This window comes from Leclercia sp. EC_58, assembly GCF_019584355.1.
Classification (GTDB): domain Bacteria; phylum Pseudomonadota; class Gammaproteobacteria; order Enterobacterales; family Enterobacteriaceae; genus Enterobacter.
The window spans coordinates 1,932,923-1,954,143 of the sequence record NZ_VDAM01000001.1; the positions used below are offsets into that span (position 1 = coordinate 1,932,923).

Sequence of the window (21,221 nt, forward strand, 5' to 3'; positions counted from 1 at the left end):
TAGCTTTTGCTGAAGTATCGCCTGATTTCTGCGTTTGTTTTAATACCTGTTGTCATCGCGGCGCTGTTTTTACTGCCTCCGGTGGGATTTGCGATTGTCACACTGGTCGTTTGCATGCTGGCGGCGTGGGAATGGGGACAGCTTAGCGGCTTTACCTCGCGTTCCCAGCGGGTATGGCTGGCGGTGCTGTGCGGCCTGATGCTGGCGCTGATGCTCTTCATGCTGCCAGAGTACCATCACAATATCCATCAACCGATCATTGCAGGTTCGCTCTGGCTTTCGCTGGGATGGTGGCTGGCAGCGTTGCTGCTGGTGCTCTTCTATCCGGGCTCTGCCTCGCTGTGGCGTAACTCGAAAGTGCTGCGCCTCTGCTTTGGGCTGTTTACCATCGTTCCTTTCTTCTGGGGAATGCTTGCCCTCCGCACCTGGCATTATGACGATAACCCATACAGCGGCGCGTTATGGCTGCTTTATGTCATGATTCTCGTCTGGGGGGCTGACTCTGGCGCCTATATGTTTGGTAAACTGTTTGGCAAACATAAGCTGGCCCCGAAAGTCTCTCCGGGTAAAACCTGGCAGGGCTTTATCGGCGGTCTGTTTACGGCGGCGATTATCTCCTGGGGTTACGGCATATGGGCCAACCTCGAGGTCGCACCGGCAACATTATTGGTCTGTTCAATTGTCGCAGCGCTGGCTTCCGTGCTGGGTGATTTGACCGAGAGTATGTTTAAGCGTGAAGCAGGGATCAAAGACAGTGGCAATCTCATTCCAGGGCACGGTGGTATCCTGGATCGCATAGACAGCCTGACGGCGGCAGTACCCGTGTTTGCCTGCCTGTTTTTGCTGGTGTTTGGGACGATTTAACGGAAGGTTTTATGCTTAGCATTCTCTGGAATCTGGCGGCATTCATTGTTGCACTGGGTGTACTTATCACGGTGCATGAATTTGGCCATTTCTGGGTTGCTCGGCGCTGTGGGGTGCGTGTTGAGCGCTTTTCCATTGGCTTTGGTAAAGCGCTCTGGCGTCGTACCGATCGCCACGGCACAGAATTTGTTATTGCCCTCATCCCTTTAGGCGGCTACGTCAAGATGCTGGATGAACGCGTAGAGTCGGTGGCTCCTGAAATGCGCCACTACGCGTTCAACAACAAAACTGTTGGTCAGCGCGCCGCTATCATTGCTGCCGGTCCGGTTGCAAATTTCATCTTTGCTGTCTTTGCTTACTGGCTGGTGTTTATCATCGGTGTCCCTGGCGTTCGTCCGGTTGTTGGTGAAATTACACCCAACTCCATCGCGGCAAGCGCGCAAATTAATCCGGGGATGGAACTTAAAGCAATTGATGGCATCGAAACCCCTGACTGGGATGCCGTTCGGTTGCAACTGGTCGCCAAAATTGGCGATGAGAGAACCACCGTTAGCGTGTCATCTTTCGGTTCAGAGCAGCGTCAGAATAAAATTTTGGATTTGCGCCACTGGACCTTTGAGCCGGATAAAGAAGATCCTGTTGCGGCATTAGGTATCCGGCCGCGCAGCGCGCAGATTGAACCGGTACTGGCTGAAGTCCAGGCTGATTCAGCAGCGCGTAAAGCAGGTTTGCAAGCTGGCGACAGGATCGTTAAAGTCGATGGTCAGCCTTTAACGCAATGGATGACCTTTGTTACTCTGGTGCGTGATAATCCAGGAACGCCGCTGGCGCTGGAGATAGAAAGGCAGGGGAGTCCGCTCTCCTTAACGTTGATTCCGGATACCAAGCCGGGCGGCGGAAAGGCTGAAGGGTTCGCAGGCGTGGTGCCTAAAGTGATCCCGCTGCCTGATGAGTACAAGACAATACGCCAGTATGGGCCGTTCAGCGCCATCCTTGAAGCCACGGATAAAACATGGCAACTGATGAAGCTGACCGTGCAGATGCTGGGGAAATTGATTACCGGTGATGTAAAACTGAACAACCTCAGTGGGCCGATCTCGATCGCTCAGGGGGCTGGGATGTCAGCAGAGTTCGGGGTGATTTACTATCTGATGTTTCTTGCGCTCATTAGCGTGAACCTCGGGATAATCAACCTGTTCCCACTTCCCGTTTTAGACGGGGGCCATCTGCTGTTTTTAGCGATAGAGAAGCTAAAAGGCGGGCCGGTATCCGAGCGAGTTCAAGACTTTAGTTATCGCATTGGTTCGATTTTACTGGTGCTGTTAATGGGGCTTGCACTTTTCAATGATTTCTCTCGGTTGTAAGAGAGTGTTAGGAAGAACGCATAATAACGATGGCGATGAAAAAGTTGCTCATAGCGTCGCTGCTGTTTAGCAGCGCGACCGTATACGGTGCTGACGGGTTCGTAGTGAGAGATATTCATTTCGAAGGCCTTCAGCGAGTCGCCGTTGGTGCGGCCCTCCTCAGTATGCCAGTGCGCCCAGGCGACACGGTTAATGATGAAGACATTAGTAATACCATTCGCGCCCTGTTTGCCACTGGCAACTTTGAGGACGTTCGCGTTCTGCGCGATGGTGATACGCTACTGGTTCAGGTGAAAGAGCGTCCGACAATTGCGAGCATCACTTTCTCCGGCAACAAGTCGGTGAAAGACGATATGCTCAAGCAGAACCTTGAGGCCTCTGGCGTTCGCGTTGGCGAATCCCTGGATCGCACCACCCTCTCTGATATCGAGAAAGGGCTGGAAGATTTCTACTACAGCGTCGGTAAATACAGCGCCAGCGTGAAAGCGGTTGTCACGCCGCTGCCGCGTAACCGTGTCGATCTGAAACTGGTCTTCCAGGAAGGTGTTTCCGCGAAGATTCAGCAGATCAACATCGTTGGTAACCATGCATTCAGCACCGATGAACTGATCTCAACGTTCCAGCTGCGTGATGAAGTGCCGTGGTGGAACGTTGTCGGCGATCGTAAATACCAGAAACAGAAACTGGCGGGTGACCTCGAAACCCTGCGCAGCTACTATCTGGATCGCGGTTACGCCCGTTTCAACATTGACTCGACTCAGGTCAGTCTGACTCCGGACAAGAAAGGCATCTACATTACCGTTAACATCACTGAAGGCGATAAATATACGCTTTCGGGCGTTGAAGTAAGCGGCAACCTCGCGGGCCATTCTGCAGAGATTGAGAGCCTGACCAAACTGCAGCCGGGTGAACTCTATAGCGGTTCCAAAGTCACCAAAATGGAAGACGGCATTAAGAAGCTGCTCGGCCGTTATGGTTACGCTTACCCGCGCGTTCAGACCCAGCCTGAAATCAACGATACGGATAAAACCGTTAAGCTACACGTAAACGTCGATGCGGGTAACCGTTTCTACGTGCGTAAGATCCGCTTTGAGGGTAACGATACCTCCAAAGATTCTGTCCTGCGCCGCGAAATGCGCCAGATGGAAGGGGCGTGGCTGGGCAGCGACCTGGTTGATCAGGGTAAAGAGCGTCTGAACCGTCTGGGCTACTTCGAAACGGTGGATACCGACACCCAGCGTGTGCCAGGTAAACCGGATCAGGTCGACGTGGTCTATAAAGTTAAAGAGCGTAACACCGGTAGCTTTAACTTTGGTGTCGGTTACGGCACAGAGAGTGGCGTTAGCTTCCAGGTGGGTGTACAGCAGGATAACTGGTTAGGTACGGGTTACTCCGTGGGTATCAACGGTACCAAGAACGACTACCAGACTTACTCTGAGCTCTCTGTGACTAACCCTTACTTCACCGTTGATGGTGTGAGTCTGGGCGGTCGTATCTTCTATAACGACTTTAAAGCGGATGATGCGGACCTGTCTTCGTATACCAACAAAAGCTACGGCGTTGATGGTACGCTCGGCTTCCCGGTTAACGAATATAACACACTGCGTGCGGGCTTAGGTTACGTCCATAACGACCTGTCGAACATGCAACCGCAGGTGGCAATGTGGCGTTATCTGGACTCTATCGGACAGTCTGCCAGCACCTCGAATGATGATAACGGTTTTGCCGCAGATGACTTCACCTTCAACTATGGCTGGACGTACAACCGCCTCGACCGTGGTTTCTTCCCGACCGAAGGTTCTCGCGTCAACCTGAACGGTAAAGTGACCATTCCGGGCTCGGATAACGAGTTCTACAAGGTTACGCTGGATACCGCGTCCTACTTCCCGATCGATGAAGACCATAAATGGGTGGTTCTGGGTCGTACGCGCTGGGGTTACGGCGATGGTTTAGGTGGCAAAGAGCTGCCATTCTATGAAAACTTCTACGCCGGTGGCTCAAGTACCGTACGTGGCTTCCAGTCCAACAACATTGGTCCGAAAGCAGCCTACTACGGCGGTAACGACGAAGATAACTGCGATAAGTCTTCATCAAGCGAAGTATGTAGCTCTGACGATGCAGTCGGTGGTAACGCCATGGGTGTTGCCAGCCTGGAGTTTATTACCCCTACGCCGTTTATCAGCGATAAGTATGCTAACTCCGTTCGTACCTCCTTCTTCCTGGATGCGGGTACCGTATGGGATACTAACTGGGAAAATACCAGTGCGACCAGGGCTGCAGGTATTCCGGACTACAGCGATCCGAGCAATATTCGTATGTCTGCGGGTCTCGCACTACAATGGATGTCACCGCTGGGGCCGTTGGTCTTCTCTTACGCCCAGCCGTTTAAGAAATATGATGGAGACAAGGCGGAGCAGTTCCAGTTTAACATTGGTAAAACCTGGTAATTGTCCGTCGCAAAGGAATGCGTTGGCAGTGTAGCGCTGACAACTGGCGATCGCAGGATCGCCTTGCCACGCAAAGAACGGTACCTTCGGGTGCCAATGGGATGGTAAGGAGTTAATTGTGAAAAAGTGGTTATTAGCTGCAGGTCTCGGTTTAGCGATGGCAACTTCTGCTCAGGCAGCGGACAAAATTGCAATCGTCAATATGGGTAACTTGTTCCAGCAGGTTGCGCAGAAAACGGGTGTTTCTGCCAAGCTGGAGAGCGAGTTCAAAGGCCGTGCAAGCGAACTGCAGGGTATGGAAAACGATCTGCAATCCAAAATGCAGCGTCTGCAGCGCGATGGTTCTACCATGAAAGCGAGCGAACGTAGCAAACTGGAAAAAGACGTAATGGCTCAGCGTCAGACTTTCTCTCAGAAAGCGCAAGCTTTTGAGCAGGATCGTCAACGTCGTTCTAACGAGGAGCGCGGCAAGCTGGTTACCCGTATCCAGTCCGCTGTGAAAGCTGTAGCTGCCGATCAGAGCATCGATCTGGTTGTTGATGCCAACGCCGTTGCATTCAACAGCAGCGATGTTAAAGACATCACCGCTGATGTCCTGAAACAGGTTAAATAAGTAATGCCTTCAATTCGACTCGCTGATTTAGCTCAGCAGTTGGATGCAGAATTACACGGTGATGGCGATATCGTCATCACCGCTGTTGCGTCCATGCAATCTGCTAAAGCAGGCAATATCACCTTCATGGTAAGCCCTAAGTACCGTGAACATCTGGCGCTTTGCCAGGCGTCTGCTGTCGTCATGACGCAGGACGATTTGCCGTTTGCCGCAGGTGCTGCGCTGGTAGTGAAGAACCCCTACCTGACGTATGCCCGTATGGCACAAATTCTGGATACCACGCCGCAGCCGGCGCAAAACATCGCACCCAGTGCGGTGATTGACCCAACGGCGCAGCTGGGTAACAACGTATCAATTGGTGCAAATGCGGTTATCGAATCAGACGTCGTGCTGGGCGATAACGTGGTCATCGGTGCCGGTTGCTTCGTCGGTAAAAAAACAAAAATTGGTGCTGGCTCTCGCCTGTGGGCCAATGTCTCTGTTTATCATGAGATCGAAATTGGCGAAAACTGCCTGATCCAGTCCAGTACTGTTATCGGTTCGGATGGTTTCGGTTATGCCAACGATCGTGGTAACTGGGTTAAGATCCCGCAGCTTGGCCGGGTGATCATCGGCGACCGCGTCGAAATCGGTGCATGCACGACTATTGACCGTGGTGCGCTTGATGACACGATCATCGGTAATGGTGTTATCATCGATAACCAGTGCCAGATTGCACATAACGTTGTGATTGGCGACAATACTGCCGTTGCCGGTGGCGTTATTATGGCGGGCAGCCTGAAGATTGGCCGTTACTGTATGATTGGCGGCGCCAGCGTCATTAACGGGCATATGGAAATATGCGATAAGGTTACGGTTACCGGTATGGGCATGGTTATGCGTCCAATCACCGAACCGGGCGTCTACTCTTCAGGCATTCCGTTGCAGCCTAACAAGGTGTGGCGTAAGACTGCAGCCCTGGTGATGAATATTGATGATATGAGCAAGCGCCTCAAGGCCATTGAGCGCAAAATCGATCAACAAGACTAAGCGTTCACCCGTTTAACGCACACTTCCCGGCCTGTCGGCTTTCTTATAAACCGGCAGGCCGTGTTATTATTGCCATTCAGATATTTTGACAGGAAGAGTATTTTGACTACTGACACTCATACTCTGCATATTGAAGAGATTTTAGAACTTCTGCCGCACCGCTACCCGTTTTTGCTGGTAGACCGTGTGCTGGATTTTGAAGAAGGTCGTTTTCTGCGCGCAGTGAAAAATGTTTCTGTAAACGAGCCATTCTTCCAGGGGCATTTCCCTGGGAAGCCTATCTTCCCGGGCGTATTGATCCTGGAAGCGATGGCTCAGGCTACCGGTATTCTGGCGTTTAAAAGCGTTGGGAAGCTGGAGCCAGGTGAGCTCTATTACTTCGCAGGTATCGACGAAGCGCGTTTCAAGCGCCCGGTTGTGCCTGGTGATCAGATGATCATGGAAGTGACTTTTGAAAAAACGCGTCGCGGCCTGACTCGCTTCAAAGGCGTTGCTCTGGTTGACGGCAAGGTTGTTTGCGAAGCTACCATGATGTGTGCGCGTAGCCGGGAGGCCTGATACGTGATTGATAAAACCGCCTTTATTCATCCAACCGCCATTGTGGAAGAGGGTGCCGTTATCGGTGCTAACGTCCACATTGGTCCATTCTGTATTGTTGGACCCCATGTCGAAATTGGTGAGGGTACCGTACTGAAATCTCACGTCGTTGTGAATGGTCATACGACTATTGGCTGCGACAACGTGATCTATCAGTTCGCCTCCATCGGTGAAGTTAACCAGGATCTGAAATATGCTGGCGAACCAACCCGTGTGGAAATTGGCGATCGTAACCGCATTCGCGAAAGCGTCACCATTCATCGTGGCACAGTACAGGGCGGTGAGTTGACGAAGGTGGGCAGCGATAACCTGTTTATGGTCAACGCGCATATCGCGCATGACTGTACCGTGGGTGACCGCTGCATTCTCGCCAACAACGCAACGCTGGCGGGGCACGTATCAGTTGATGATTTTGCAATCATTGGCGGCATGACCGCTGTCCATCAGTTCTGCATCATTGGTGCGCACGTGATGGTTGGCGGCTGCTCCGGCGTAGCGCAGGACGTTCCGCCGTATGTGATTGCGCAGGGTAACCATGCGACGCCGTTTGGCGTCAACATCGAAGGCCTTAAGCGTCGCGGTTTTAGCCGTGAAGCGATTATGGCTATCCGCAACGCTTACAAGCAGTTGTACCGTAACGGTAAAACGCTGGAAGAGGCTAAGCCGGAAATTGCCGAACTGGCGAAGCAGCATCCTGAGGTGAACGCGTTTGTGGAGTTCTTCGCACGCTCAACCCGTGGTCTGATTCGTTAATGGTCGATAGTCGCCCGCTGACGATCGCCCTCGTCGCCGGAGAAACCTCCGGCGATATTCTTGGTGCTGGTCTGATTCGAGCGCTCAAAGCGCGCGTTCCCAACGCGCGCTTTGTCGGCGTGGCTGGCCCATTGATGCAGGCTGAAGGCTGCGAAGCCTGGTACGAAATGGAAGAGCTGGCGGTGATGGGCATCGTCGAGGTACTGGGTCGCCTGCGCCGGTTGCTGCATATTCGCGCCGATCTGACGCGTCGTTTTACCGAACTTAAGCCCGATGTGTTCGTGGGCATTGATGCGCCTGACTTCAACATTACCCTTGAAGGTAATCTGAAAAGACAGGGGATCAAAACTATCCATTACGTCAGTCCGTCCGTCTGGGCGTGGCGACAGAAACGCGTTTTCAAAATAGGCAGATCGACGAATCTGGTATTGGCCTTCCTGCCTTTCGAAAAAGCGTTTTACGATAAATTCAACGTTCCGTGCCGCTTTATCGGCCATACCATGGCCGACGCCATGCCGCTGGATCCCGATAAAAATGGCGCACGTGACCTGCTGGGTATTTCACATGATGCCCACTGCCTGGCGCTGTTGCCGGGGAGCCGCGGCGCAGAAGTCGAAATGCTCAGCGCTGATTTTCTGAAAACTGCGCAAATTCTGCGTCAGACTTACCCTGACCTGGAAGTGGTCGTGCCCTTGGTGAATGCCAAACGCCGGGAGCAGTTCGAGCGTATTAAGGCGGAAGTCGCCCCCGATCTGCATGTCCATCTGTTGGATGGCAAAGGCCGTGAGGCGATGGTCGCCAGCGATGCCGCGTTGCTGGCATCAGGTACCGCTGCGCTGGAGTGCATGCTGGCGAAATGCCCGATGGTGGTGGGTTATCGTATGAAGCCGTTTACCTTCTGGCTGGCAAAACGGCTGGTGAAAACGGATTACGTCTCCCTGCCGAACCTGCTTGCCCGACGTGAGCTGGTGAAAGAGCTACTGCAGGATGAGTGTCAGCCGCAGGCATTAGCCGCTGCGCTGCTGCCGCTGCTGGCTAACGGCAAAACCAGCCATGAAATGCATGACACCTTCCGGGAACTGCATCAGCAAATCCGCTGTAATGCCGATGAGCAGGCGGCTGACGCGGTGCTGGAGCTAGCAAAATGATTGAATTTGTTTACCCTCATGCCCATCTGGTGGCGGGAGTGGATGAAGTAGGGCGTGGGCCGCTGGTGGGTGCAGTGGTGACTGCCGCAGTGATCCTCGATCCTGCTCGCCCAATTATCGGTCTGAATGACTCGAAGAAATTATCCGAGAAGCGCCGCCTGGCGTTATACGATGAAATTAAAGAGAAAGCGCTGGCCTGGAGTGTCGGGCGGGCGGAACCGCATGAGATCGACGAGCTGAATATTCTGCATGCCACCATGCTGGCGATGCAGCGTGCCGTCGCCGGGCTGAGCGTGGTGCCAGAGTATGTGCTGATCGACGGTAATCGTTGTCCGGCGCTGCCCATGCCGTCGCTGGCAGTGGTAAAAGGCGACAGCCGGGTGGCGGAAATTAGCGCCGCTTCGATCATTGCTAAAGTCACGCGCGATGCTGAAATGGCCGCGCTGGATCTCACATTTCCCCAGTATGGTTTTGCCCAGCATAAGGGGTATCCTACCGCTTTCCATCTGGAAAGACTGGCTGAACACGGCGCAACTGAACATCATCGCCGCAGTTTTGGACCGGTGAAACGCGCACTGGGACTGATGTCCTGAATCAAGACGCCAATAAGTAACGCGGAATCTGAAGATGGCTGAACCACGTTTCGTACACCTACGGGTGCACAGCGACTATTCCATGATTGATGGGCTGGCGAAGACCGGGCCGCTGGTGAAAAAGGCGGCCTCGCTTGGCATGCCTGCGCTGGCGATCACCGACTTCACCAACCTGTGCGGTCTGGTGAAGTTCTACGGAACGGCGCACGGTGCCGGGATGAAGCCGGTAATTGGTGCTGATTTTCACGTACAGAGCGAGCTCCTCGCCGATGAAATGACGCAGATCACCGTCCTGGCGATGAATAACACCGGTTATCAGAATCTGACGCTGCTGATCTCCCGGGCCTATCAGCGCGGCTACGGCCCTCAGGGCCCGTGGATCGATCGCGCATGGCTGGCGGAGCTGAATGAGGGGCTGCTGCTGATCTCCGGCGGGCGTATGGGCGACGTAGGCCGATGCCTGCTGCGCGGCAACACCGCCCTGGTGGAGCAGTGCGTCGATTTTTATAAAGAGTATTTCCCGGATCGCTTCTACCTGGAGCTGATCCGCACTGGTCGCCCTGATGAAGAGAGCTATCTGCACGCCGCGGTCGCCCTGGCGGAAGAGCAGGGCCTGCCGGTGGTTGCCACCAACGATGTGCGCTTCATCAACGCTGATGATTTTGACGCCCATGAAATTCGCGTTGCCATTCACGATGGTTTTACCCTCGACGATCCCAAACGCCCGCGTAACTATTCGCCGCAGCAGTACATGCGCAGCGAAGAGGAGATGTGCGAGCTGTTTTCCGATATCCCGGAAGCGCTGGAGAATAGCGTAGAAATCGCCAAGCGCTGTAACGTCACCGTCCGTCTGGGTGAATACTTCCTGCCGCAGTTCCCGACCGGCGACATGACCACCGAAGACTTCCTGGTCATGAAATCGAAAGAAGGTCTGGAAGAGCGACTTGAGTTTCTGTTCCCGGATCCGGCCGTTCGCGCCGAGAAGCGTCCGGAGTATGACGAGCGTCTGGACGTTGAGCTCCAGGTTATTAACCAGATGGGGTTCCCCGGCTACTTCCTGATCGTTATGGAGTTTATCCAGTGGTCGAAAGACAACGGCGTACCGGTAGGGCCGGGCCGTGGTTCGGGTGCCGGATCGCTGGTGGCCTATGCGCTGAAAATTACCGATCTCGATCCGCTGGAATTTGACCTGCTGTTCGAACGCTTCCTCAACCCGGAACGTGTCTCCATGCCCGACTTTGACGTCGATTTCTGCATGGAGAAACGCGACCAGGTCATTGAACACGTGGCAGACATGTATGGCCGTGACGCGGTATCGCAGATCATTACCTTCGGTACCATGGCGGCAAAAGCAGTTATCCGCGACGTGGGCCGCGTACTGGGGCATCCGTACGGCTTTGTTGACCGCATCTCGAAGCTGGTACCGCCTGACCCGGGCATGACCCTGGCGAAAGCGTTCGAAGCGGAGCCGCAGCTGCCGGAAATCTACGAGGCGGATGAAGAGGTTAAAGCGCTGATCGACATGGCGCGTAAGCTGGAAGGGGTCACCCGAAACGCCGGTAAACACGCCGGTGGGGTGGTCATTGCCCCGACCAAAATTACCGACTTTGCGCCGCTCTACTGCGATGAATCGGGCCTGCATCCGGTCACCCAGTTTGACAAGAATGACGTGGAATACGCTGGGCTGGTGAAGTTTGACTTCCTCGGCTTGCGTACGCTTACCATCATCGACTGGGCGTTGAAGATGATCAACCCGCGCCGGGCCAAGCAGGGCCTGGAGCCGATTGATATCGCCGCGATCCCGCTCGATGACAAGAAAAGTTTCGACATGCTGCAACGCTCGGAGACCACAGCGGTCTTCCAGCTTGAATCCCGCGGCATGAAAGATCTGATCAAACGTCTGCAGCCTGACTGCTTCGAAGATATGATCGCGCTGGTGGCGCTGTTCCGTCCGGGGCCGCTGCAGTCCGGGATGGTAGATAACTTTATCGACCGTAAGCATGGCCGCGAGGAGCTCTCCTATCCGGATGTTCAGTGGCAGCACGAAAGCCTGAAGCCGGTGCTGGAGCCAACCTACGGCATCATCCTGTATCAGGAACAGGTCATGCAGATCGCCCAGGTGCTTTCCGGCTACACCCTCGGCGGCGCGGATATGCTGCGTCGTGCGATGGGTAAGAAAAAGCCGGAAGAGATGGCCAAGCAGCGCTCTATATTTGAAGATGGGGCGAAGAAAAACGGCATCGACGGCGAACTGGCGATGAAGATCTTCGATCTGGTAGAGAAATTTGCCGGATATGGATTTAACAAATCGCACTCTGCGGCCTACGCGCTGGTCTCCTATCAGACGCTGTGGCTGAAGGCGCACTACCCGGCCGAGTTTATGGCCGCGGTAATGACCGCCGATATGGACAACACCGAGAAGGTGGTCGGTCTGGTGGATGAGTGCTGGCGCATGGGGCTGAAGATCCTGCCGCCGGACATCAACTCCGGTCAGTACCATTTCCACGTCAATGACGACGGAGAGATTGTCTACGGCATCGGCGCGATTAAAGGGGTGGGTGAAGGGCCGATTGAAGCGATCATCGAAGCCCGTAACCAGGGGGGTTACTTCCGCGAGCTGTTTGACCTCTGCGCGCGCACCGATATTAAAAAGCTTAACCGCCGGGTGCTGGAAAAGCTGATTATGTCCGGGGCGTTCGACCGTCTCGGGCCGCATCGCGCCGCGCTAATGAACTCGCTGGGTGACGCTCTGAAGGCCGCCGACCAGCACTCAAAAGCCGAGGCCATTGGGCAGGCGGATATGTTCGGCGTGCTGGCAGAAGAGCCGGAGCAGATTGAACAATCCTATGCCAGCTGTCAGCCGTGGCCGGAACAGACCGTGCTGGATGGTGAGCGCGAGACGTTAGGGCTGTACCTGACCGGGCATCCGATCAATCAATATATTAAAGAAATTGAGCGCTATGTCGGAGGCTACCGGCTGAAAGACATGCATCCGACAGAACGTGGTAAGATTACTACGGCTGCGGGGCTCGTCATTGCTGCGAGGGTTATGGTCACCAAACGCGGCAATCGTATCGGCATCTGTACGCTGGATGACCGTTCCGGGCGGCTGGAGGTGATGTTATTCACCGACGCGCTGGATAAATACCAGCAGCTGCTGGAAAAAGACCGCATACTTATCGTCAGCGGACAGGTCAGCTTTGATGACTTCAGCGGGGGACTTAAAATGACCGCCCGCGAAGTGATGGACATTGACGAAGCCCGGGAAAAATATGCTCGCGGGCTTGCTATCTCGCTGACGGACAGGCAAATTGATGACCAGCTTTTAAACCGACTCCGTCAGTCTCTGGAACCCCACCGCTCGGGGACCATTCCAGTACATCTCTACTATCAGAGGGCGGATGCGCGTGCACGGTTGCGCTTTGGTGCGTCGTGGCGTGTCTCTCCGAGCGATCGTTTACTGAACGATCTACGTGGCCTCATTGGTTCGGAGCAGGTGGAACTGGAGTTTGACTAATACAGGAATACTATGAGTCTGAATTTCCTTGATTTCGAACAGCCGATTGCAGAGCTGGAAGCGAAAATCGATTCTCTGACTGCCGTGGGCCGTCAGGATGAAAAACTGGATATTAACATCGACGAAGAAGTGCATCGTCTGCGTGAAAAAAGCGTAGAACTGACGCGTAAAATCTTTGCCGATCTCGGCGCATGGCAGGTTGCTCAACTGGCTCGCCATCCTCAGCGTCCGTACACCCTGGATTATGTCCGCCTGGCGTTTGATGAATTCGACGAACTGGCTGGTGATCGTGCATACGCTGACGATAAAGCTATCGTTGGCGGGATTGCGCGTCTTGACGGCCGTCCGGTGATGATTATTGGCCACCAGAAAGGGCGCGAAACCAAAGAAAAAATTCGCCGCAATTTCGGGATGCCAGCACCAGAAGGTTATCGTAAAGCCCTGCGTCTGATGGAGATGGCCGAGCGTTTTAACATGCCGATCATCACCTTCATCGACACCCCGGGAGCCTATCCTGGTGTGGGCGCGGAAGAGCGTGGTCAGTCTGAAGCGATTGCCCGTAACCTGCGTGAAATGTCGCGTTTAAGCGTGCCGGTTATCTGCACCGTTATCGGTGAAGGTGGTTCCGGTGGCGCGCTGGCCATTGGTGTGGGCGATAAAGTGAATATGCTGCAGTACAGCACCTATTCCGTTATCTCCCCGGAAGGGTGTGCCTCCATTCTGTGGAAAAGCGCCGATAAAGCCCCGATGGCTGCGGAAGCGATGGGCATTATCGCTCCTCGCCTGAAAGAGCTGAAGCTGATCGATACCGTTATCCCGGAACCGCTGGGTGGCGCGCATCGTAAGCCAGAAGTGATGGCCGCCTCCCTGAAGGCGCAGCTGCTGGCTGACCTCGCTGATCTCGACGTGCTGAGCAAAGAAGATCTGCTGAACCGTCGTTACCAGCGTCTGATGAGCTACGGCTACGCGTAAGCTACGCAATAATCTTAAAAGCCGCACCCTGTTGCGGCTTTTTTTATGTCCATGGTTTACCTCAACTATGCTTAGCTAATGTTTTTTAAGGAGGTAAACCGTGAACATCATTGCCATTATGGGGCCGCACGGCGTCTTTTATAAAGACGAACCCATCAAGGAGCTGGAGCAGGCGCTGGCATCGCGCGGGTTTCAACTTATCTGGCCGCAAAACAGCGCCGATCTACTGAAGTTTATTGAACATAACCCCCGTATCTGCGGCGTCATCTTCGACTGGGACGAGTACGATATGGAGTTGTGCAGCGACATCAACCAACTCAATGAATACCTGCCGCTTTACGCCTTTATCAATACTCACTCCACGATGGATATCAGCGCCCAGGATATGCGCATGGCACTGTGGTTCTTCGAGTACTCACTGGGCGTGGCCGAGGATATTGCGACCCGCATTCAGCAATATACCGGCGAGTACCTCGATACCATTACTCCGCCGTTTACCCGCGCCCTTTTCACCTACGTAAAAGAGGGGAAGTACACCTTCTGTACCCCCGGTCATATGGCGGGAACCGCGTATCAGAAAAGCCCGGTGGGCTGTCTGTTCTATGACTTCTTTGGCGGGAACACGCTGAAGGCAGATGTGTCGATCTCGGTGACGGAACTGGGATCGCTGCTGGATCATACCGGCCCGCATCTCGAAGCCGAAGAGTATATCGCTCGCACTTTTGGTGCCGAGCAGAGCTATATGGTGACCAACGGTACCTCGACGTCGAACAAGATCGTTGGCATGTACGCCGCGCCGGGCGGCAGCACTTTACTGATCGACCGCAACTGCCATAAATCTCTGGCGCACCTGCTGATGATGAGTGACGTGGTGCCGCTCTGGCTGTCACCGACCCGCAACGCGCTGGGCATTCTGGGCGGGATCCCGCGCCGGGAATTTTCTCATGCGGCAATAGAGCGCAAAGTGGCAGCCGTGCCGGGCGCAAGCTGGCCGGTTCACGCGGTGATCACCAACTCCACCTACGACGGCCTGCTGTACAACACCAATTGGGTGAAACAGACCCTCGATGTGCCTTCCATCCATTTTGATTCTGCCTGGGTCCCGTATACCAATTTCCATCCGATCTATGCCGGAAAGAGCGGGATGAGCGGTGAACGTCTGCCGGGTAAAGTGTTCTTCGAAACCCAGTCCACGCATAAAATGCTGGCTGCGTTTTCTCAGGCCTCGCTGATCCACATTAAGGGCGAGTACGATGAAGATACCTTCAACGAAGCCTTTATGATGCACACCACCACCTCGCCCAGCTATCCGCTGGTGGCCTCGATTGAAACTGCGGCGGCGATGCTGCGCGGTAATCCCGGTAAGCGCCTGATCAACCGCTCCGTTGAGCGCGCCCTGCATTTTCGCAAAGAGGTTCAGCGCCTTAAAGATGAAGCCGACGGCTGGTTCTTCGATATCTGGCAGCCGGACGACATTGACGAAGCTGAATGCTGGCCGGTGGCGCCGGGCGAGAGCTGGCATGGTTTCCGCGATGCCGATGAGGATCATATGTTCCTCGATCCGGTCAAAGTCACCATTCTCACGCCGGGTATGGACGAGCAGGGAGTGATGAGTGAAGAGGGGATCCCCGCGGCGCTGGTGGCGAAATTCCTTGATGAGCGCGGCGTGGTGGTCGAAAAAACCGGGCCGTACAATCTGCTTTTCCTGTTCAGTATCGGTATCGACAAAACCCGGGCGATGGGTTTGCTGCGCGGATTGATGGAGTTTAAGCGCGCCTACGATCTGAATTTGCGGGTCAAGAACATGCTGCCGGATCTCTATGCCGAAGATCCCGATTTCTACCGCAACATGCGTATTCAGGATCTGGCTAAAGGCATTCACAAGCTCATTCGTCAGCACGACTTGCCGCGACTGATGCTGCAGGCGTTTGATGTCCTGCCAGAAATGAAGCTCACCCCGCATCACGCCTGGCAGCGTCAGGTGAAGGGAGAGGTAGAGACGGTCGATCTGGAGGATCTGGTTGGCCGGGTGTCAGCCAATATGATCCTCCCTTATCCACCCGGTGTGCCGCTGCTTATGCCCGGCGAGATGATCACCGAGAAGAGCAGGGCGGTTCTCGATTTCCTGTTAATGCTCTGCTCGATTGGCCGCCACTATCCCGGTTTTGAAACCGACATCCACGGTGCCAAACGGGATGAAAACGGCATCTACCGGGTACGGGTCTTAAAAGCGTCATGACCCCTTGCACGGCAAGGGGGTTCGGATATAACGTTCAGGCACACCAATAAGGAGAGGCTATGCTGGGTTTAAAGCAGGTTCATCACATTGCAATCATTGCCACCGACTATGCCGCCAGTAAAGCGTTTTACTGCGATACGCTGGGTTTTACCCTGCAAAGTGAGTTTTATCGCGAAGAGCGTGATTCTTGGAAAGGCGACCTGGCGCTGAATGGTCAGTATGTCATTGAGCTCTTTTCGTTCCCTTTCCCGCCGGCGCGTCCGTCCCGGCCCGAAGCCTGCGGTTTACGTCATCTGGCGTTCAGTGTGGATGATATTGACCAGGCGGTAGAGCATCTTGAATCCCACGGTGTTAAGTGCGAAGCCATCCGTATCGATCCCTTCACCGGAAAGCGCTTCACCTTTTTCAACGATCCTGATGGCCTGCCGCTGGAGCTCTACCAGCAGTAACGCTTGCCTCGCCAGGGAATGCCCGGTAACGTGCCGGGCACCTTTCTGGATAAATGACGACGATGACCACAGCCGACCTTCAGCAAGCTCTTCACCCGTACCGCCGACTGCTGGTGGGCTTTAGCGGTGGCCTGGATTCCACGGTATTGCTGCATCAGCTTATGCTGTGGCGGGAACAGGAGCCTGACCTCGAACTGCGTGCTATCCATATTCACCACGGCCTGAGCCCCCATGCCGACAGCTGGGTCGCCCATTGCCAGCACCTGTGCCAGCAGTGGAATATCCCGTTGATCGTGGCGCGGGTAACGCTGGCGGAGGAGGGGCTGGGGCTGGAGGCGCAGGCGCGTAAAGCGCGTTATGCCGCCTTTCGTGAGGCCCTGTTGCCGGATGAAGCGCTGGTCACGGCGCAACATCTGGACGATCAGTGTGAAACCTTTCTGCTGGCGCTCAAGCGCGGCAGCGGCGCGGCAGGGCTGTCGGCCATGCCCGCACGGGCGCGTTTTGCCGGTACTGAACAAATTCGTCCCCTTCTTGGTGAAACGCGAGACTCGCTACTGGCCTGGGCCCAGCGTTGGGATCTGCGCTGGATTGAGGATGAAAGTAACCAGGACGACAGCTATGACCGCAATTTTTTGCGTCTGCGCGTCCTGCCGCTGCTGGCAGAGCGCTGGCCGCATTTTGCTCAGGCCACCTCACGCAGCGCCACGCTGTGCGCGGAGCAGGAGCACCTGCTGGATGAACTGTTGGCAGATGAGCTTTCAACCTTAGTGTCTACGGACGGGGCGCTGGCTATCGCGCCGCTGCAGACGATGAGTGCGGTACGCCGGGCCGCGTTGCTGCGCCGATGGCTGGCGCTGCACGGGGCGTTAATGCCGTCACGCGACATGCTTAATCGCATCTGGGATGAGGTGGTGCTGGCCCGGGAAGACGCGGCACCGCGGCTGCGTTCCGGCGAAGGTGAAATTCGTCGCTTTCGCGGTCAGCTGTGGTGGGTGAAAGTCCACGCCTCGCTGGCCGATCGGGTTATCGACTGGCCGTTGCTGGATCGGCCCCTCTCTCTGCCCGAAGGGCTGGGTACGCTTCATCTCAAGGCGGGGGGCGCTCTTCGGCTGCCGCGGGCAGATGAGCCCGTAACGGTGCGCTTTCGCGCCAGCGGTACGCTGCACATTGTCGGGCGAAACGGCGGACGTAAGATCAAAAAAATCTGGCAGGAACTCAACGTTGCCCCCTGGCGTCGGGACAGCACGCCGCTTCTATTCTACGGAGATACGTTGGTGGCGGCGGCGGGGGTGTTTGTAACGCATGAAGGGGCGGCTGAAGCGGAGCGGGGCGTAGAGCTGGAGTGGAAAACGTAACGGGCAGCGGACTGCCCGTTACACGGGATCAGGACTCGCTCACCACAACGGTGCCGATTTCGGGATGACTGAAGCTGGCTATTTTATCGAGACGCAGTTCGCGCGTTGCGCCGCCGTCTTCCACAACCAGATACTCCACGTTCTTACGGGAAACCAGATCGTTCGCCTTGGCCTTCAGCACTTCGCCATCTTTTAACGCCAGCGTAAGAAGCAGGTGATGCTGGCAGGCGAGTTCGAGATTGTCGTAGTCATCGCAGTTAATAGGTTGATAGGTATCATTCATTGACATAATCGCTCACCAGTAAATTCGCAGCAGCATATGCTGCTTTTTCTCTGACCGATTCTGAAAGCGTGTCATCCGACGCCATTTCATTCAGAACTTTCAATACACAGCCCAACGCATCGGGGATATACCCCAGATCGCCGCTGGCAATCTCCGCATACCGTTTGCGAATTAGCTCACAATAATTATCCACATCCCCTCCTGCCAGCGCACTGACTTTACTGTGAGATACCATTAAGCCTACGAAGATAAACTCGGTTTAGCAAGGTGACTATACCATACTCATTTAAGCAATATCAGCAGGTTGATGTCGCAGACATTCTCAAGCCTGTAACAGCCTTTTGGCGGAGATTTCGCTACAATGCGCACCTGATTCGAAAGGAGTTCTCTCATGGCGCTTAAAGCGACAATTTACAAAGCCGCGGTCAATGTGGCGGATTTAGACCGCAATCAGTTTCTGGATGCGACCTTGACGCTGGCGCGTCATCCCTCCGAAACGCAAGAGCGCATGATGCTGCGCCTGCTGGCATGGATTAAGTACGCCAATGAACGCCTGCAATTTACCCGCGGGTTAAGTGCGGAAGACGAGCCGGAAGCCTGGCTGCTCAACGATCATCTGGGTATCGATCTCTGGATTGAGCTGGGCCTGCCAGATGAGCGTCGCATCAAGAAAGCCTGCACGCAATCTGCTGAAGTGGCGCTCTTTACCTACAACAGCCGCGCAGCGGAGATCTGGTGGCAGCAGAACAAGAATAAGTGCGCCCAGTTTGCCAACCTGTCTGTCTGGTATCTGGATGATGATCAACTGGCTAAGCTGAGCGCATTTGCCGGTCGAACCATGATTCTGCAGGCAACCATTCAGGATGGCGCCATCTGGCTGTCGGATGCTGAGAATAATCTGGAAATTCATCCGGAAGCCTGGCAGTCCCGTTCATGATCGTAGTGTCCCGAACCGTCGCCCTGCCCGATCATGAAGTGGAGATCACCGCGATCCGCGCCCAGGGAGCAGGGGGCCAGCATGTGAACAAAACCTCAACGGCTATTCATCTGCGCTTTGACATTCGGGCATCCAGCCTGCCAGAGTATTATAAAGAGCGCCTGCTCGCCGCCAGCCATCATCTGATCACCTCTGACGGCATCATTATTATCAAGGCGCAGGAGTACCGCAGCCAGGAGATGAACCGGGAAGCCGCGCTTGCCCGGCTGGTGGCGGTAATACAAGAGTTAACGGCAGTGCAAAAAAGCCGGCGGGCAACCCGCCCGACACGCGCATCGAAAGAGCGCCGTCTGGCTTCTAAATCACAAAAATCGACCGTCAAAGCACTGCGTGGCAAAGTTCGAGGCCCCCAGGATTAACGGGGAGCAGGCGGGTTGAGAAAAGGAATCTGATGTGAAAACAGCAATATTTTCAGTGGTGGCTGCAGGTGCGCTGGTCATCCTGATGGGATGTCATAACCGGGCAGAGGTGCAGGCGCTGGAGCCAGCCCATGAAGAGGCGCTAAAACCGATGCAGCAGAGCTGGCGGGGGATTTTACCCTGCGCCGATTGCGAAGGTATCGAAACCTCACTGTTTCTGGAAAAAGATGGCACCTGGGTAATGAATCAACATTATCAGGGGGCAAAAGCGCCTTCCTCTTTCGCCAGCTACGGCAGCTGGGCGCGAACAGCGGATAAGCTGGTGCTGACGGACACGCAGGGCGAAAAGCACTATTTCCGGGCGAAAGGCGAAGGGCTGGAGATGCTCGATCGGGAAGGAAATCCGATTGAGTCGCAGTTTAATTACACGCTGGCGCCCGTTAACGCTGCCCTGCCATCAACGCCAATGGCGATGCGCGGCATGTATTTCTATATGGCCGATGCGGCGACCTTCACCGACTGTGCCACCGGCAAAAAGGTGAGCGTGGCGAATAATGCGCAGCTGGAGCGGGATTACGCGGCGGCGCGCGGAAATGATACGAAACCGTTGCTGCTCACCGTGAACGGGCATTTTACTCTTGAGGCCAATCCGGACAGTGGTCAAAGCGTTAAAACGCTGATAGTCGATAAAGATGCAGCCTTCCAGGCTGGCAAAGATTGTCAGTCTCGTTGAGGAGCTGGGCCGGAGGGGGTTGCCGGCCCAATTATCAGGGCCTGAGTCCTACAAAGCGACGCGTTTTGATGTAAATTCCGGGTTTGAGATGGCCAATGTACCGTAGCTCTGTTTCAGGTTTATAGGTGGAGATATCACCTTCACGCATATGCATCAAATCGGCAGGGCTTATCCAGCCCGATTCCGCCATCGTCAGCGGGTGACCCGCCTTCAGGAAGGCATCGCTAACAAATTCCGAACAAAACCACGCCTTTTTTTCATCTTCGCTTGTTCTGCTTAATTGTGCAGTGGCAAAGCCGCTAACGCACTGCTGGCGAAAAGTTTCTGAGAAGGGATTCAGCGAACATAACTGTTTTGTCACCATGAAGGGAACAAACTCAATAATTCCCCGATAGTTATAGCGGCTATGTTGCGCCTGTTCGGCAAATACTCTGATGGTTGCTGCTTGCTCGGGTGTCAGGTTAGGTACCCTTAAAGCGAATAATTTGTCGCTGTGCTGCATGGCATCTTCCAGGCTTATAATTTGCACCCCGTTGCCTGTCGCTTCTGCCACATCATGATTGCCGAGATAAACGGCGACGTGACTGACGGACGAGGTACTAAGCAGGCGAATACCAAGGGACGTTATCCCGATGCTGGATGAGAAGAGAAGATCGCCAGCTTTAAGCTCTTTTTCGGTGATTTCGAGCAGCTTTTTTTCTGAAAGTGAACTCTGGCGCTGCAGTTTGATTGCCCATTTTTTCGACTGAGCCTCTACTGCATTTGCTGCGCTTTCCTGTCTGCTGACATCAAGCGTACAGCCGGAAAATAAAAAGAGAGAGGGAACGAGCAGGCGATGCAACGCCCTGTGCATTTTCATATCTTTTACAATCCTTGTAAAAAAAGAGGCCCTGAAAATCAGGGCCTCTT

General features: G+C 54.7%; 20 protein-coding genes. 17 read left to right on the forward strand and 3 right to left on the reverse strand.

All coding sequences use genetic code 11. The features are described from left to right. Nucleotides 1-6: 6 nt before the first annotated feature. The 14 genes from cdsA (at nucleotide 7) to tilS (ending at nucleotide 17,940) form a co-directional block, all read left to right on the forward strand. A complete protein-coding gene (gene cdsA / locus FHC51_RS09365) occupies nucleotides 7-864 on the forward strand; it encodes a phosphatidate cytidylyltransferase (protein WP_103823299.1) in 858 nt (285 codons plus the stop codon). An 11-nt stretch (nucleotides 865-875) separates the two neighbouring features. After that, nucleotides 876-2,228, forward strand: coding sequence for a sigma E protease regulator RseP (gene rseP / locus FHC51_RS09370; protein WP_103178338.1), 1,353 nt, complete (start codon nucleotides 876-878; stop codon nucleotides 2,226-2,228). A gap of 29 nt (nucleotides 2,229-2,257) precedes the next feature. Further along, entirely contained in the window at nucleotides 2,258-4,675 is a 2,418-nt protein-coding gene (bamA, locus tag FHC51_RS09375) for an outer membrane protein assembly factor BamA (RefSeq protein WP_103823300.1), read from the forward strand. A gap of 118 nt (nucleotides 4,676-4,793) precedes the next feature. Further along, nucleotides 4,794-5,288, forward strand: a complete 495-nt coding sequence (gene skp, locus FHC51_RS09380; protein WP_103178340.1) for a molecular chaperone Skp — start codon at nucleotides 4,794-4,796, stop codon at nucleotides 5,286-5,288. 3 nt (nucleotides 5,289-5,291) lie between these two features. After that, nucleotides 5,292-6,317, forward strand: coding sequence for a UDP-3-O-(3-hydroxymyristoyl)glucosamine N-acyltransferase (gene lpxD, locus FHC51_RS09385; RefSeq protein WP_103823301.1), 1,026 nt, complete (start codon nucleotides 5,292-5,294; stop codon nucleotides 6,315-6,317). Between the two features lie 102 nt (nucleotides 6,318-6,419). Next, on the forward strand, nucleotides 6,420-6,875 hold the full coding sequence (fabZ, locus tag FHC51_RS09390) for a 3-hydroxyacyl-ACP dehydratase FabZ (RefSeq protein WP_007373234.1): 456 nt from the start codon (nucleotides 6,420-6,422) through the stop codon (nucleotides 6,873-6,875). A 3-nt stretch (nucleotides 6,876-6,878) separates the two neighbouring features. Further along, a complete protein-coding gene (lpxA, locus tag FHC51_RS09395) occupies nucleotides 6,879-7,667 on the forward strand; it encodes an acyl-ACP--UDP-N-acetylglucosamine O-acyltransferase (protein ID WP_220435384.1) in 789 nt (262 codons plus the stop codon). After that, nucleotides 7,667-8,815 carry a lipid-A-disaccharide synthase gene (gene lpxB, locus FHC51_RS09400; RefSeq protein ID WP_103823303.1) on the forward strand — a complete coding sequence of 383 codons (1,149 nt, stop codon included), beginning with the start codon at nucleotides 7,667-7,669 and terminating at the stop codon, nucleotides 8,813-8,815. Before lpxA ends, lpxB begins: the two co-directional genes overlap by 1 nt. Next, nucleotides 8,812-9,408, forward strand: a complete 597-nt coding sequence (gene rnhB, locus FHC51_RS09405) for a ribonuclease HII (protein WP_114387906.1) — start codon at nucleotides 8,812-8,814, stop codon at nucleotides 9,406-9,408. The genes lpxB and rnhB overlap by 4 nt, the downstream gene beginning before the upstream one ends. A 34-nt stretch (nucleotides 9,409-9,442) precedes the next feature. Continuing rightward, nucleotides 9,443-12,925 carry a DNA polymerase III subunit alpha gene (gene dnaE / locus FHC51_RS09410; protein WP_220435385.1) on the forward strand — a complete coding sequence of 1,161 codons (3,483 nt, stop codon included), beginning with the start codon at nucleotides 9,443-9,445 and terminating at the stop codon, nucleotides 12,923-12,925. Nucleotides 12,926-12,937: 12 nt separating this feature from the next. Then, nucleotides 12,938-13,897, forward strand: a complete 960-nt coding sequence (gene accA, locus FHC51_RS09415; protein WP_103178346.1) for an acetyl-CoA carboxylase carboxyl transferase subunit alpha — start codon at nucleotides 12,938-12,940, stop codon at nucleotides 13,895-13,897. A gap of 100 nt (nucleotides 13,898-13,997) precedes the next feature. Beyond that, entirely contained in the window at nucleotides 13,998-16,136 is a 2,139-nt protein-coding gene (locus tag FHC51_RS09420) for a lysine decarboxylase LdcC (protein WP_114387905.1), read from the forward strand. A 59-nt stretch (nucleotides 16,137-16,195) separates the two neighbouring features. Next, the gene (locus FHC51_RS09425; RefSeq protein ID WP_103178348.1) at nucleotides 16,196-16,585 is read left to right on the forward strand and encodes a VOC family protein; all 390 of its coding nucleotides are present in this window, start codon (nucleotides 16,196-16,198) and stop codon (nucleotides 16,583-16,585) included. A gap of 62 nt (nucleotides 16,586-16,647) precedes the next feature. Then, a complete protein-coding gene (tilS, locus tag FHC51_RS09430) occupies nucleotides 16,648-17,940 on the forward strand; it encodes a tRNA lysidine(34) synthetase TilS (RefSeq protein ID WP_220435386.1) in 1,293 nt (430 codons plus the stop codon). Between the two features lie 28 nt (nucleotides 17,941-17,968). Here the strand turns inward: tilS and rof are convergent, their stop codons facing one another. Beyond that, nucleotides 17,969-18,229, reverse strand: coding sequence for a Rho-binding antiterminator (gene rof / locus FHC51_RS09435; protein ID WP_039030294.1), 261 nt, complete (start codon nucleotides 18,227-18,229; stop codon nucleotides 17,969-17,971). After that, on the reverse strand, nucleotides 18,216-18,416 hold the full coding sequence (locus tag FHC51_RS09440) for a YaeP family protein (RefSeq protein ID WP_103178351.1): 201 nt from the start codon (nucleotides 18,414-18,416) through the stop codon (nucleotides 18,216-18,218). Before FHC51_RS09440 ends, rof begins: the two co-directional genes overlap by 14 nt. Before the next feature lie 198 nt (nucleotides 18,417-18,614). Here FHC51_RS09440 and FHC51_RS09445 point away from each other — a divergent pair, with 198 nt between their 5' ends. From FHC51_RS09445 to nlpE, 3 genes are read left to right on the forward strand one after another with little or no spacing between them, the layout of a single operon-like run. After that, on the forward strand, nucleotides 18,615-19,160 hold the full coding sequence (locus FHC51_RS09445) for a YaeQ family protein (protein WP_103178352.1): 546 nt from the start codon (nucleotides 18,615-18,617) through the stop codon (nucleotides 19,158-19,160). After that, entirely contained in the window at nucleotides 19,157-19,579 is a 423-nt protein-coding gene (gene arfB, locus FHC51_RS09450) for an alternative ribosome rescue aminoacyl-tRNA hydrolase ArfB (protein WP_103178353.1), read from the forward strand. The genes FHC51_RS09445 and arfB overlap by 4 nt, the downstream gene beginning before the upstream one ends. Nucleotides 19,580-19,613: 34 nt before the next feature. Beyond that, nucleotides 19,614-20,312, forward strand: coding sequence for an envelope stress response activation lipoprotein NlpE (gene nlpE, locus FHC51_RS09455; protein ID WP_220435387.1), 699 nt, complete (start codon nucleotides 19,614-19,616; stop codon nucleotides 20,310-20,312). A gap of 34 nt (nucleotides 20,313-20,346) precedes the next feature. Here the strand turns inward: nlpE and FHC51_RS09460 are convergent, their stop codons facing one another. Continuing rightward, on the reverse strand, nucleotides 20,347-21,171 hold the full coding sequence (locus tag FHC51_RS09460) for a YaeF family permuted papain-like enzyme (protein WP_103178355.1): 825 nt from the start codon (nucleotides 21,169-21,171) through the stop codon (nucleotides 20,347-20,349). Nucleotides 21,172-21,221 lie beyond the last annotated feature (50 nt).